This is a genomic window from Asaia lannensis NBRC 102526 (assembly GCF_024054035.1).
GTDB lineage: Bacteria > Pseudomonadota > Alphaproteobacteria > Acetobacterales > Acetobacteraceae > Asaia > Asaia lannensis.
Window position 1 is genome coordinate 323,217 of the sequence record NZ_JAMXQU010000002.1, and the last position, 14,285, is coordinate 337,501.

The 14,285-nt window shown below is 60.1% G+C and carries 11 protein-coding genes; 6 read left to right on the forward strand and 5 right to left on the reverse strand.

Annotation, left to right across the window (positions count from 1 at the left end):
• The 5 genes from NF685_RS04035 to tkt all read right to left on the reverse strand — a co-directional run bounded on the left by NF685_RS04035 (window position 1) and on the right by tkt (window position 8,809).
• Window positions 1-864: a Cof-type HAD-IIB family hydrolase gene (locus NF685_RS04035; protein ID WP_252848688.1), complete on the reverse strand. Its 864-nt coding sequence runs from the start codon at window positions 862-864 to the stop codon at window positions 1-3.
• 30 nt (window positions 865-894) lie between these two features.
• A complete protein-coding gene (zwf, locus tag NF685_RS04040) occupies window positions 895-2,442 on the reverse strand; it encodes a glucose-6-phosphate dehydrogenase (protein ID WP_222547921.1) in 1,548 nt (515 codons plus the stop codon).
• A gap of 134 nt (window positions 2,443-2,576) precedes the next feature.
• Window positions 2,577-3,572: a phosphogluconate dehydrogenase (NAD(+)-dependent, decarboxylating) gene (gene gnd, locus NF685_RS04045; RefSeq protein ID WP_222547922.1), complete on the reverse strand. Its 996-nt coding sequence runs from the start codon at window positions 3,570-3,572 to the stop codon at window positions 2,577-2,579.
• Window positions 3,573-3,663: 91 nt separating this feature from the next.
• Window positions 3,664-6,531, reverse strand: coding sequence for a bifunctional transaldolase/phosoglucose isomerase (locus NF685_RS04050; protein ID WP_252848689.1), 2,868 nt, complete (start codon window positions 6,529-6,531; stop codon window positions 3,664-3,666).
• 157 nt (window positions 6,532-6,688) lie between these two features.
• Window positions 6,689-8,809: a transketolase gene (gene tkt / locus NF685_RS04055; RefSeq protein WP_222548533.1), complete on the reverse strand. Its 2,121-nt coding sequence runs from the start codon at window positions 8,807-8,809 to the stop codon at window positions 6,689-6,691.
• Window positions 8,810-9,194: 385 nt separating this feature from the next.
• On the opposite strand from tkt, the gene NF685_RS04060 reads away from it, so the two are divergent.
• The 6 genes from NF685_RS04060 to NF685_RS04085 all read left to right on the forward strand — a co-directional run bounded on the left by NF685_RS04060 (window position 9,195) and on the right by NF685_RS04085 (window position 14,206).
• Complete coding sequence (locus NF685_RS04060; protein ID WP_252848690.1) at window positions 9,195-10,205, forward strand: MBL fold metallo-hydrolase; 1,011 nt, start codon at window positions 9,195-9,197, stop codon at window positions 10,203-10,205.
• Window positions 10,206-10,413: 208 nt separating this feature from the next.
• Complete coding sequence (locus tag NF685_RS04065) at window positions 10,414-10,929, forward strand: ankyrin repeat domain-containing protein (protein ID WP_252848691.1); 516 nt, start codon at window positions 10,414-10,416, stop codon at window positions 10,927-10,929.
• A complete protein-coding gene (locus NF685_RS04070; RefSeq protein ID WP_222547926.1) occupies window positions 10,926-11,993 on the forward strand; it encodes a pyridoxal phosphate-dependent aminotransferase in 1,068 nt (355 codons plus the stop codon). The genes NF685_RS04065 and NF685_RS04070 overlap by 4 nt, the downstream gene beginning before the upstream one ends.
• Before the next feature lie 124 nt (window positions 11,994-12,117).
• A complete protein-coding gene (locus tag NF685_RS04075) occupies window positions 12,118-12,402 on the forward strand; it encodes a hypothetical protein (protein ID WP_222547927.1) in 285 nt (94 codons plus the stop codon).
• A 44-nt stretch (window positions 12,403-12,446) separates the two neighbouring features.
• Window positions 12,447-13,688 carry an aminopeptidase gene (locus tag NF685_RS04080; protein ID WP_252848692.1) on the forward strand — a complete coding sequence of 414 codons (1,242 nt, stop codon included), beginning with the start codon at window positions 12,447-12,449 and terminating at the stop codon, window positions 13,686-13,688.
• Window positions 13,688-14,206, forward strand: a complete 519-nt coding sequence (locus tag NF685_RS04085) for a hypothetical protein (protein ID WP_252848693.1) — start codon at window positions 13,688-13,690, stop codon at window positions 14,204-14,206. Before NF685_RS04080 ends, NF685_RS04085 begins: the two co-directional genes overlap by 1 nt.
• Window positions 14,207-14,285: the final 79 nt, after the last annotated feature.

Here is a 14,285-nt window from a genome sequence, read left to right on the forward strand (position 1 = left end):
TCAGGCTGCGCCGGGGGCTCGTGGCAGAACGTAATGCTGCATGGCATGGGCCCAGCCATCGGCATCATTGCGTTCTGTCGTCACATGAGCATGTGCGCTTACCTCGGCACCGGCATTGCCCATGGCGATTCCGAGCCCGGCAATGCTGAGCATCGGCACATCATTGGACATGTCTCCGATGCACGCAACCTCACTCATGGGAATGCCCATGCGCTCGGCAAGCGCCCTGGCGGCGAACCCTTTATTGGCATCTTTATGGGTAATATCGAGATAGTAATCCGAAGAACGGTGTACGCTCGCCTGCCCCCTGAGCATGGCCCCTATTTCCACTTCCATGCGCTGAAGCAGCGGATAGTTGCTGCTGGCTGCCATGATCTTGCCAACCCCACCCATATAGGGGCGCAGGTCGGGCACCACGACCGGTTCGATACCGACCGCACGGCGCTCGTGCTCCACGTAATAAGCGCCGGGGTCACGGATCAGCCAGTCGTGATCGCGGAAAATCCACGTATCGACATGATGAACGGCAAGCGTGTCGCAGGCCGATATCGTGCAGGATTCCGGCAGCACAAGATTGGAGAGAATCTCGTCATCGGGGCCGACGATCATGCCCCCGTTCAGTGCACCGAACGGTGTGTCGAGATCGAGCTCACGATGATAGCGCAGAATGCCTTCTGCCGAGCGCGAGCTCACCAGACAGAGCGCAATGCCATGCCTGCGCAGGGCATGCGCCGCTTCCAGCGTCGATTTCGCAATAGCCTTGTCAGGCCCTATCAGCGTGCCATCGATATCCGAAACGACGAGACGAATTCTGGACGCCATGGGCGGCAGGGCATCGTGAATGGCATCCAGTTCGACGGTCATGCAATCTCCTGTCGTTTCGAAATGACGATCTTAGTTATTGAGGTCGAGCCAGCGACGACCCGAACGTGCCAGCAGTTCGTCGGCTTCGCGCGGGCCGTCCAGACCGCCCGGGTAGAAACAGAGCGGGGATTTGTCGGCAATATTCTGCGTGAAGGCGGGCTCGACGATGCGCCAGCCCTCTTCGATCGTATCTGCACGCTGGTAGAGCGTCTGGTCACCGATCATGCAGTCATAGATCAGCGTTTCGTACCCCGTGCTCGGCCCTTCGCTGAACCAGTCGGAGTAGTCGAACTTCATGCGTACGCCACCGAGGCGCACCGACGGACCGGGCACCTTGGCAGAGAACTGCATGGTCACGCCTTCGGTCGGCTGGATATGCAGCACCATGATGTTCGGTGTGAGTTTGTCCACCGGCGTATCGCGGAACAGGGCAAACGGCGCCTGCTTGAAGTGAATGGCAATCTCGGTCTTGCGACGACGCAGACGCTTGCCCGTGCGCAGATAGAAAGGCACGCCCGCCCAGCGCCAGTTGTCGATACGCAGCTTCATGGCCACATAGGTTTCGGTCTGGCTGCCCATGGCAACATCGGGCTCTTCGCGGTAACCGCGGAGGGCTTCGGCCTCGTCTCCCACGCCGAACGATCCGCTGACATACTGGCCGCGCACCACCTGCGACAGGTCGATAGGCTGGATGGCGCTCAGCACCTTGGCCTTCTCATCACGCACGGCCTCGGCATCGAATGATGTCGGTGCTTCCATGGCGACCATGGACAGGAGCTGCATCAGATGGTTTGGCACCATGTCACGAATGGCGCCCGTGCTTTCGTAAAAGCGCCCGCGACGTTCGACACCCACGGTCTCGGCTGCCGTGATCTGCACATGATCGATGTTCTGACGGTTCCAGAGCGGCTCGAAAAACCCGTTGGAGAAACGCAGCGCCAGAATGTTCTGGACGGTTTCTTTGCCCAGATAATGGTCGATACGATAGATCTGGTTTTCATCGAGCGAGCGCAGCAGACGGGCGTTCAGCGCCTTGGCCGATTCGAGATCGGCACCGAAAGGCTTTTCGATAATCACGCGACGCGAGATGGTATCGGTCTGGTGGGCCAGCCCGGACTCGCCGAGCAGATCGACGATCGGGCCGAAAAAGCGTGCAGCCACGGCGAGGTAAAACACGGCATTACGATCGCCAAGACGCTCCTTGAGTGCCTCGAAGGTCGAAAGCTCTTCGAACGATCCGCGCAGATAGCTGATGCTCTTGGACAGGCGATCCCACACATCCTGACGAAGCTGGGTGGCGTTGGTGCCGCGCTTGCTGACGAAGTCGTCCAGCGCACTCTTGAGCTGCTCCAGCAGCCCTTCTGTCGTCATCTCGGCCCAGTCGACCACGATGATCGAGAAATCCTCACTGAGCAGGCCCGCACAATCCAGATTGTAGATAGCCGGGACGAGCAGACGTTTGGTCAGATCACCACCACCGCCGAAAATGACCATGGAGCCCGGAGGCGCCTGGCGTACCCCACGCGTTGTCTCGTTATTGGACAATGCCGCATGTGCTGAAGCGGAAACGTCGACCATATGCCAAACCTTTTTAGTCGATAATCGGAAAGCCGGAGTGCGAGCAGGAGCCTGGATCACTCCCGCTGGCATTCAGGCAGACAGCCTGTAGAAAGAAAAAGGGCCGGGACCAGATAAGGTCCCGGCCCGGAATGTCACTTCTTCTCGACGTGACCGCCGAAGCCGAAGCGCATGGCAGAGAGGATCTTCTCTGCGTAGTTGTTGCCGCTGCGCGAGCGGAAACGCGTAAACAGCGATGCCGTCATGACCGGCACCGGCACCGATTCCTCGATGGCAGCTTCGATCGTCCAGCGGCCTTCGCCGGAATCGCCAACCTCGCCTGTGAATTCGGACAGGGATTCGTTCTTGGACAGCGCATCGGCCGTCAGGTCGAGCAGCCAGGACGACACGACACTGCCGCGACGCCAGACTTCGGCGATGTCGGCCATGTTCAGGTCGAAACGCTGGTCTTCCGGCAGAACGGTCGAGTTCTTGGACTTCATGACGTCGAAGCCTTCGGCGAAGGCCTGCATCATGCCGTATTCGATGCCGTTATGGACCATCTTGACGAAGTGACCCGAACCGGCCGGGCCGCAATGCAGATAGCCTTCCTCGGCGCGCGGATCGAGACCTTCACGGTCACGACCGACAGTGCGCACCACATCGCCCTTGCCCGGAGCCAGAGCCTTCAGGATCGGATCGATATGATCGGTCGAGTCCTTTGTGCCGCCATACATCATGCAATAGCCGCGCTCGAGGCCCCACACGCCGCCGGACGTACCGACATCGATGTAATGAATGCCCTTTTCCATCAGCTCCTGGGCACGACGGACGTCATCCTTGTAGTAGCTGTTGCCACCGTCGATCACGATGTCGTCCTTGCCGAGCAGGCCGCGCAGTTCCTGCACGCAGGCTTCGGTGATTTCACCCGCCGGCAGCATGACCCATACGATCTTGCGATCTGCGGTCAGCTTGCTGACCAGATCGGCCACGGAGCTGGCTGCGGTCGCACGGCCCTTTTCGGCACGGTCGAACGTCTTGGTCACAACATCAGGCGTACGGTCGAACAGCACGACATCATGACCGTGACGGGTCAGGCGTACTGCAATGTTGCCACCCATACGGCCAAGGCCAACAATACCGATTTGCATCTCTAAAACTCCTGCACAGTTTTCCTGTGCCCTCTAACTACCACGTCAAAAAACAATCCGCCCCGTCGGAGCGGGGCGGATTGCGTCAGTCTCAGACGGCCTTCTTGATGACCGTCGCCAGTTCGGCGAGGCCAGCTTCAAGCGGTCCCTTGATATGCACGCGAAGGGCGCGACGTCCACGCTCGGAGAGCACATCGAAATCGCCACGCGCCTGAGCGGCCTTGACGATACCGAAAGTGAAGCGCTCACCCGGCACGGCGAGATCGGCATGATCGTCAGCCGTGATCTGCAGGAACACGCCGCTATCGGGGCCACCCTTATAGGCCTGGCCGGTCGAATGCAGGAAGCGCGGTCCGAACTCGGCTGCCGTCGCGACCTTGAGCTGGTCGCGCAGGTTCAGGCGTACGTTCTGGATCCACTCGCGTGTCTTCAGATCGCGCTCGATATAGGCCAGAACGCCCACATAGTCGCTAGCCTTCACACGGCCGAAATGCGCCTTGAGGATTGCGAGCGCATCACCATGACCCAGTGCTTTTGCATTGGCATCATCTGCAAAGAACTCGAATGCACCCGAAGTTGCAAACGGCGTTTCAGGCGGCAGCTTGCCCGTCTCGTTGAAGGCGGTCGTGAGCTTCTTGGTCTCGATCTTGCTGAACTCGACATCCGGCTGATCGAACGGGTCGATCTCCAGAACCGAGCCCGCAACGGCCGTGGCATATTCCCAGTGGAAAAACGCCTGGGCGATATCGAGCTTGTCGGCCAGATCGATCGTCACCACCGGCTCGCCAGCAGCGATCAGGGCAGCAATCGCCTTTTCCTGGTTCGGACAGGCTTCGCCCTTCAGACGCAGATAGGCGAAAACACGATCCTTGCCATAAACACCTGGCGCACCAAGCGTTTCGTCGTCGATCGGGATCAGACCCGTGCCCTTCTTGCCGGTCGATTCAGCCAGAAGCTGTTCGAGCCAGGCGCCGAGATCGTAGATCGCGGGTGAGGCAATGATCGTGACCTTGTCACGGCCGAACTTGGTAGCCGCTGCGCCGAGAATGGCACCGAGCTGCATGGCAGGATTCTGTGCCGGCGGCGTGCTGGCAGAGGATTCCTTGACCGAACGCAGGGCGGATTCGAGGAATGCGCGAACGTTCAGACCGGCTGCGGCCGCGGGCACGAGACCGAAATTGGACAGAACGGAGAAACGCCCGCCAATCTGCTTCTCACCGTAGAAGATCTTCCAGAACCCGTCCTTCTTGGCCACATCTTCCATATGCGAACCGGGATCGGTCACGGCAACGAAATGCTTGCCGGGCGCCGAACCGAGTGCCTTTTCGGCAGCAGCGAAGAAATAGGCCTTGAGGATATTCGGCTCCAGCGTGCCGCCCGACTTGGACGAAACGATGAAGAGCGTGTTCTTCAGATCAACGGCGTTCTCGAAGGTTTTCACCTGCTGCGGATCCGTGCTGTCGAGCACGTGCAGCTTGGGGAAACCGGCGATCTGGCCAAACGTCTCGGCAATCACTTCCGGACCGAGGCTCGAACCGCCCATACCGAGCAGCAGCACATCGCTGAATCCCTTGGCCTTCACTTCGCTGGCGAAAGCTTCCAGCTCGGACACATGCGCCAGACGGTCATCGACGATATCGAGCCATTTGAGCCACTTGCCTTCGTCGCCACCCGTCCAGACGGAAGCGTCCTTGGCCCAGAGCTTGCGACCCTTGCCGGTCCTGCGCCAGTCTTCGAGAACGGCGTCGGCAGCCGCTTTCAGATCGGCCGGAAGGTCGGCCTTCTGCTCGATCAGTTTGGACCCGAGAAACGTGGCCTGCTTGTTTGCTACCGCCCCAAGCAGCTGGTCGAAAGCGTCGCAGAACGAAGCGCAGCCTTCTGTTACGAGAGTCTTGGTCACGCCATCGAGATCGAGGCCGAGCTTGGCCTGCTGATCGAGCACCTTGTATGCATCCTCGACATTCTCGGTCAGGCTGGCACGCAGCTTGCCGTGATCGCGGAAGGCATCGAAGGTTGCGGGCGGAATGGTGTTGACCGTGTCTGCACCGATCAGCTCTTCAACGTACAACACGTCGGAGAACGTCTTGTCCTTGGTGCCGGTCGAGGCCCAGAGCAGACGCTGCGGATTGGCGCCGGCGGCTGCCAGCTTCTTCCAGCGCTCGGAAGCCGTGACTTCGAGATAATGCTGATAGGCGACCTTGGCATTTGCAATGGCAACCTTGCCACGCAGAGCCTTGAGGGCCTCGGCATCCTTGTCGCCTTCCTTCACGCGACGGTCGATGGCACCATCGATCTTGCCGTCGATACGCGAGACGAAGAACGACGCCACGCTGGCGATCTTGCTGATGTCCTCACCCGCTGCGTGGCGGATCTCAAGGCCCTTGATGTAGGCTTCGAGAACGTTCTTGTACGCTTCGAGCGAGAAAAGCAGCGTCACGTTGACGCTGATGCCCTGGGACGTCACTTCCTGGAATGCCGGAACACCTTCAGGCGTGCCCGGAATCTTGATCATCAGGTTTTCTTCGCCAACGGCATCCCAGAGGCGGCGCGCCTCGTCGGCCGTGCCCTTGGTATCGAAAGCGAGGTAAGGCGAGACTTCAAGGCTCACATAGCCATCCAGACCCTTGGTCTGAACGAAAACCGGATGCATGACCTTGGCGGTCGCCTTGATGTCCGTGATGGCCAGCTTTTCGTAAAGCTCGCCGGGCGAAAGGATTTCGTGAGCGAGCAGATCCTTGATCTGTGCGTCATAATCCGTGCCGTAGCCCATCGCCTTCTCGAAGATGGCGGGGTTGGAGGTGACGCCACGCAGGCCGTCTTCGTCCACCAGCTTCTTCAGGCTGCCGTCGGCAGTATAGGATCTCTGGATGAAGTCCAGCCAGGGTGACTGGCCATAATTGGAAAGATCACGCAGCGGGTTCCCGCTCGTGGCGGCACCCTGCTTCTGTTCGACGTCCATGACGTACTCCTGTCTGTCCACCTGACGGGCTCCCTGTGGACACCCGTCTCAGCTCAGGTCGGCCTTCCGACCCTGACCTCATTGAGAGGGGGCCAAAGCACGCTATGGCCCCGAAAGACCCGACCGCCGAGGCAGCGGTCAGGCCCCGGTAGTCGTCTTATTTGCGAGCAGCCTGCTCGCGTGCGGCGTCGTACACCTTCTCCGGCGTAAAGCCGAACTTGGTGAGGAGGCTCTTCAGCGGGGCCGAGGCACCGAAGCTGTTCATCGCAATGATCGAACCGCCGATACCGGTGTAGCGATCCCAGCCGAAAGCGGCTGCCTGCTCCACGGCCACACGTCCCTTGACGTCCGGCGGAAGCACGCTGTCCTTGTAGGCCTGGTCCTGCTCTTCGAACAGATCGAAGGACGGGAAGGACACGACACGGGCCTTGATGCCTTCTGCCGTCAGCTTCTCATAGGCGTCGACCACCAGAGACACTTCCGAACCCGAAGCCATCAGGATCACATCCGGCTTGCCTTCACAGCTTGCCAAGACATAGGCGCCCTTGGCGAGGCCCGAAGCACATGCATACTTGGTGCGATCCAGCGTCGGCAGGTTCTGACGGCTGAGAACCAGCACGGCAGGCTTGTGCGTCTGCGGGATCAGCGTGCGCCAGGCTTCAGACACTTCGTTGGCATCGGCCGGACGAATGGTCATGAGGCCAGGCGTGGCACGCAGCTGGGCCAGCTGTTCGATCGGCTGATGGGTCGGTCCATCTTCACCGACACCGATGGAGTCATGGGTGAAGATGTAGATGACCGGCAGCTCCATGAGAGCCGACAGACGGATCGGTGCCTTCATGTAATCGGAGAAGATCAGGAAGCCCGAACCGTAAGCGCGCAGACCGGCGAGCGCCATACCGTTGCAGATCGAGCCCATCGCGTGTTCGCGAATGCCGAAATGAACGTTGCGGCCGCCATAGGTGCCACCCCACTGAGGCGGCTGGAACGAACCGGCACCCTCGAAGGTGAGATTGGTCTTGGTCGAAGGCGACAGATCCGCGGAACCACCGATCATCCACGGCAGGTTCTTGGCAACGGCGTTGATCAGCTTGCCCGAGCTTGCACGCGAAGCGACACCCTTGGGATCAGCCTCCCACTTCGGAATATCCTTGTCCCAGCCTTCCGGCAGACGACGCTCGAAGATCGCGCGCAGCTCTGCGGCTTCCTTCGGATATTCGTTGGTGTAACGGTCGAACAGCGCATGCCATTCCGCACGAGCCTTGGCGCCGCGCTTGCCGATACCTTCCTGGAAATGTTCCAGAACGCCTTCAGGCACATGGAATGCATCGGTCCAGGGCCAGTGATAGGCCTTCTTTGCACCCGCGATTTCCTCTTCACCGAGCGGCTCACCATGTGCAGAGGCTGTACCGGCCTTCTTGGGCGCACCGTAGCCGATAACCGTGTGCATGACGATCAGGCTCGGACGGTCCTTGACCGAACGGGCTTCTTCGAGCGCCTTGCTGACAGCGGCCAGATCGTTCACATCATCGACGGTCACGACATGCCACTTATAGGCGCGGAAACGCTCTGCCACGTTTTCGGTAAAGGCGAGATCGGTCGAGCCTTCGATCGAAATCTGGTTGGAGTCATACATCCAGATCAGGTTGCCCAGACCCAGGTGACCTGCCATCGAAGCCGCTTCGGACGAAACGCCTTCCATCATGTCACCGTCACCACAGAACACATAGGTGTGGTAGTCGAACAGATCGAAGCCGGGACGGTTGTAATGGGCAGCGAGAAACTTCTCTGCCATTGCCATACCGACCGAGTTGCCACAGCCCTGACCCAGCGGACCGGTTGTGGTCTCGACGCCGGCAGTGTGACGGAATTCCGGATGACCAGGGGTCTTGGAATTCATCTGGCGGAACTGCTTGAGGTCCTCAAGCGTCAGCGATGGGCTGTCGAGAACCTTGTCCTTCACCACGTCGCGAATGCCCGTAAGGTAGATCGTCGAATACAGCAGCATCGACGCGTGACCGACGGACAGCACAAAGCGGTCGCGGCCCGGCCAGAGCGGATCTGCCGGATCGTATTTCAGATCGTTCTGCCAAAGAGCGTACATGACGGGAGCCAGCGCCATGGCTGTTCCCGGATGGCCGGAATCGGCCTTTTCCACACCATCCATCGACAGGGTGCGGATGGTGTTGATGCTCAGCTGCGCGATGTCTGAGACACTGGCGCCGGCCGCTCCACCGGTTTCCGCGCCGAACGCGGACGGGTTGCTACAAGAACGCATCAAAAATCGACCTCCGAATTAACTCTCTGCGATGGAAAACCATCAGCCGGAAAGACACCAATGTTCAAGACCGGTTTCCTGCCCGAGACAACCCCGTCGGGGATCCTTTTTGTTCGGCGACCATGCAGAGTCAGCGACCACTCTCGATCTCACACGGCGTACCGTGGGGAAGTGGTTTCGTGAACACTCTAACATACGCCCTGCACGTGGCGATGTTCCGCTGGACCGCATATATTGCCTCAAATTCCCGACAGCATTGACACCAGACTGAAGCCCACCGGCCAGGCAATACATTGCGTTGCGCATAAGACGCCGATTGCCCACATTGTGCTAGGGTCAAATCAATCACGACTGCTCGACTACACGAAAATTTGCGGGGGTTGCCGTGCAACGTTTTCCAGTTTCGGACCACTCGAATGGTCGGACCTTTCATAACCCGTCCGCTTATCGCCTCTCCCCGGCAGAACAGCCTCGCTCAGGCGATCCCGCAACCGATCCCGGCTTCAGCTCGATTCTTGCCTGGCAGACAAGCCTGCGACCGCGCTGGCCGAATGATTTTCCGGCGCGAAAAGCCGATCCTTTACCCGCGCTCCAGCCCGGACAAATTTCAGCGAGCTTCATTAACCATTCGAGTTTCGTGCTGCGCATAGGCCGTAAAGACCAGCGTCCCCTCGTCATCCTGACGGACCCGATCCTTTCCGAACGATGCTCCCCGTTCCGTCATTTCGGTCCGAAACGGGTGATCGCACCGGGGTTCGACCTCAGCGATATTCCCAAAGTCGACCTCGTTCTGGTGTCACATTGCCATTATGACCATCTCGATCGTCCGACCCTGCGGCAGATCGCACGGCGCGATCGACCACTCTGTCTCGCGCCACTCGGTAACAGACGTCATCTGCGCGGGCTTCCCTTCTCCGCCATCGTGACCAGAGACTGGTGGGAAACGGTTCAGTTCGACGCAATAACTGTGACCGTCACGCCCGCCCTTCATGGATCGGCACGCACGCCTTTCGATACGGACCGCGCATTATGGGGCGGTTTCATGCTCGACACCGGAGCAAGACGCGTTTTCTTTGCAGGCGATACAGCGCATGGGCACCACTGGGCGGACATGGAACATCGCCTCGCGACGCCCGATCTCGCCCTTCTGCCGATCGGTGCATATGAGCCGGTCTCCCTGATGCGGGATGTGCACATGACACCGGAACAGGCCGTCGAGGCCGCAATCATCCTGAAGGCAAAGCGGGCGCTTGCCATGCATTTCGGTACGTTCCAGCTGACCGACGAAGGATACTGGGAACCGGGCGGGCGACTAGCGAATTGCCTGAACACGATCGGAAGGGGATCCGACTGGTTTACCCTCCCTCATCCCGGAGAGAGTCTCGTTATTCCCTGAACGATGCCCGGGGTTCTCTTAACAATGCCTGGGTGAACGCTTCATCCTGCCCGGATGGCAGGAGCGGAAGAAACAAAGCCATGAGCAACAACGCCCTCTCCAATCTGTCGTCTCGCCCGAGCCAGCCCGATACCTCGCGGAACTGCACCTTCCGGATCGGGCAGCGCTCGGCTATCATCCGTGAACCATGACAGTTTCAGGCTCTTCCATGACAGACATGATGCCAGCAGGCAGTTTCTCGCCAGAGCAGATTACAGCGCTCTTCATCGATGCTGCCCGGCTCGGCGATACGGACATGCTGATGCAGTTTCTCGATGCGGGCATGGCGGTCGATGCACAGGACAGCCGCGGCTATACCGCGCTGATCGTGGCGGCCTATAATGGCGTCCTTCCTGCGACGGCATTGCTGCTGGAGCGCGGTGCCAATCCGGATATGCAGGACGCCAAGGGCGCGACCGCCCTGTCAGGCGTTGCATTCAAGGGGCATCTTGCGGTTGCCGAATTGCTTGTCAGTGCGGGCGCCAGTCTCGATATCCCGAGCCATCTCGGACGCACGCCGCTTATGTTCGCCGTCATGTTCGGCAGGCAGGATATGGTGCGCTTCCTGCTTTCAAAGGGTGCGGATCCCAGCCATCGCGACGCCGAGGGACTCTCGGTGTTCGAGATCGCCGACTCACACGGCCAGAGCCATCTGTTCGATACCGATGCCGAGAGCCTGAGATGAGCCGCTTCTGGAACCCGCTGGTTGCCGATCTGCACCCCTATATCCCGGGCGAGCAACCGCATTACACGGATATCCTGAAGCTCAACACCAATGAGCTGCCTTACGGCCCGAGCCCCTCGGCACTCGCTGTCATGAAGCAGAGCTGCGACGATACGCTGCGCCTCTATCCCGACCCGACGGCACGCGATCTGCGCCACACCATCGCGACCACATACAACACGACACCGGATCGCGTTTTCGTCGGCAACGGCTCGGATGAAGTGCTGGCCCATGCCTTTCGTGCCCTGGTTTCGCCCGAAGCGCCCATGCTGTTTGCCGATGTCAGCTATGGCTTCTATCCCGTCTATTGCGGGCTTTTCGGGCAGCCTTATGAGGAAGTTCCGCTCAACGACCGGTTCGAGATCGATATCGACGCCTATGACCGGCCCTGCGGCGGCATTGCCATTGCCAATCCGAACGCCAACACCGGCCATGCCCTTTCGCTCGATACGCTGTCGCGCCTTGCGCAACGCCATCCTGACCGGACTGTGATCATCGACGAGGCCTATGTCGATTTCGGTGCCCAGTCTGCCATTACACTGACCGAAACACACGACAACGTGCTGGTCGTGCAGACTCTTTCGAAATCCCGCGCCCTCGCGGGGCTACGCGTCGGTTATGCCATCGGTCACCCGGACCTGATCGAGGGGCTGGTGCGGGTCAAGGATAGCTTCAATTCCTATCCGTTGAGCCGCATTGCTCAGGCGGGGGCGGCAGCAGCAATTGCCGATCAGGCATGGCTGACACAGACCACCCGTCAGGTCATGGCGACACGGGCACGCTTCGTCCAGTCCATGAGCGGGTTGGGCTTTGACATTCTGCCGTCCTGTGCCAATTTTGTTCTTGTGCATCATCCTGCGCATGACGCAGGAACGCTGCTCGCCGGGCTTCGCGAACGCCACATCATCGTGCGTCAGCTCAGTGCACCGCGCATACGCGACTGGCTGCGCATCACGATCGGTACGGATGACGAAATGAACCGGCTGATCGATGCACTGACCACTATGGGACTGACATCGCCCTGAAACAGGGCGCAATCGTCTCATACCATCATTATTCAGGGCTGCCGCAGCGCATTTCGCGCTGCCTGTCCGCCTGACACATCCTTATCCCGGGTGCGCCCCGGTGTTCGAATAAAGAGATCTGACCATGCGTTCCTACACAGGACAGCTTTCCGACAACCAGCCGATCAAACGTAATCTGGCGGAAAAGCAAAAGCAGCTTCGTGACCTCAAGGAAACGCTGGGTGCCATGAAGCCCCACACCTCGCCCTCGCTGAAAGAAAGCGTGCAGCGTCGTATCAGAGAGCTGGAAGTCGAGATCCGTACGGCGTCTCGTACCGACAAGCCTGCAGTGCAGGACAGAATGCCGCGCAATGAGCGCCCTCGTCGCGCGCCGCGCCGCGCGCATCACGCCGAGACATTCGGCGAATAACGCTACAGAATTTCGTCCCTCGACGCCCCTTCGGAGGAAACGCAATGTCCAATCCCACCCTGTCCTTTACCGACCGTCTTGATAGACTGGGCGAAGTTGCCGTTCGCATCGGGCTCAATCTGCAGCCAGGTCAGGAACTTGTCGTTTCCGCACCGCTCGAGGCGGTTCCGCTTGTTCGCCGCATTACGGAGCATGCCTATCGCGCCGGTGCCAGCCTGGTGACGACGCAATACAGCGACGACGAAACCACACTTGCCCGCTATCGCTTTGCAACCGATGACGCGCTGGACAAGAGCGCCCAATGGATGGCCGATGGCATCGCCCGGGCCTATCGCGAAGGCGCGGCCCGACTGGCCGTGACGGGAAGCAACCCGACACTGCTCAACGGGCAGGATCCTGCCCGCGTCTCGCGCGCCAGCCGCGCCGTCTCGCGTGCCAATCGTGAGGCGATGGAGATCATCACCCGCTTCGACACCAACTGGACGATCGTCGCCTATGCCACAACGAGCTGGGCGCAGCAGGTCTTCCCGGATCTTCCCGCCGATGAGGCGCAGTCCCGCCTGTGGGACGCGATTTTTGCATCATCCCGACTGGACGCGCCCGATCCCGTCCTCGCCTGGTCGCAGCACAATGCGGCTCTGCATGCAAAAGCGGCCATGCTCAATGCACGTCGTTTCCATGCGCTGCACTTCACCGGCCCCGGAACGGACCTCATCGTAGGGCTCGCCGATGGACATGCATGGGCCGGAGGGGCAGAGCGCACGACAAATGGCATCGAATGCAACCCGAACATACCGACCGAGGAAGTCTTCACCACGCCGCACAGCCATCGCGTGAGCGGCTATGTGTCGAGCACGAAGCCCCTGTTCCATCAGGGCACGCTGATCGATGAGATACGCGTCACCTTCGAAGGCGGTCGTATCGCCGAATTCCATGCCGGCAAGGGAGAAGACGCCCTGCGTCGTATCCTCGATACGGATGAAGGGGCAGCGCGTCTGGGCGAAGTCGCTCTCGTGCCGCATGCCTCGCCGATTTCCGACACGGGCATTCTGTTCCGCAACACGCTGTTCGATGAAAATGCATCGAGCCATATCGCTTTGGGTCAGGCCTATACGAAGTGTCTGTTCGACACCGAAGGCGCAACGCCTGAGGCGCTCGCCGCTCGCGGCGCCAACACAAGCATGATTCATATCGACTGGATGATCGGTTCGGACCAGATCGATCTCGACGGCCTCGATGAGGACGGCACAAGAACGCCGCTGATGCGCAAGGGAGAATGGGTCTGATGGCACGACTGACTTTTACGGCCCTCACGGGTATCGCCCTGTTGGCGGGCGCAGCCCTCCCTGGCCTCGTATCACCCGCTCTGGCCCAGACGGCCAACCAGGCTCAGCAAGGCGCCCCGCAGCGCAATATCCCGCCTGCCATGATGCAGGACATCGCTGCAGGGCTGCGTTACCCCCTGCCTGCGGATTTCATGCCGCGTGCAGCCGAGACGCTCAAGGCCCTGCAGGCTGCCAACATACGCCCCCCGGATTCGACGCAGCTTTCCCTTCAGGCGACGATCGCCCAGATCGCCTCCGTTCCCGGCGTGACGCAAATTCTCAGCGCGCACGGCTTCACGCCTGAGACCTTCACTATGGGCATGACCGCTTTCGGAATGACGCTGGCCGCCACCAATGGCCAGACCCTGCCCACAGGCCTTCCTGCTCCAAATCCTGCAAATGTGGCTCAGTTCCACGCGCATCCGGAACAGGTGACCGCGCTCATGCAAGCCATGGGCGCCCCACCGGGACAGAACTGATTCTTCCGCCAACCACAGATACTGATCTGATCTGCCGCCCGAGCGCCAAAAGACCGGAGAAGCCAGGTTTCCGGGCGCG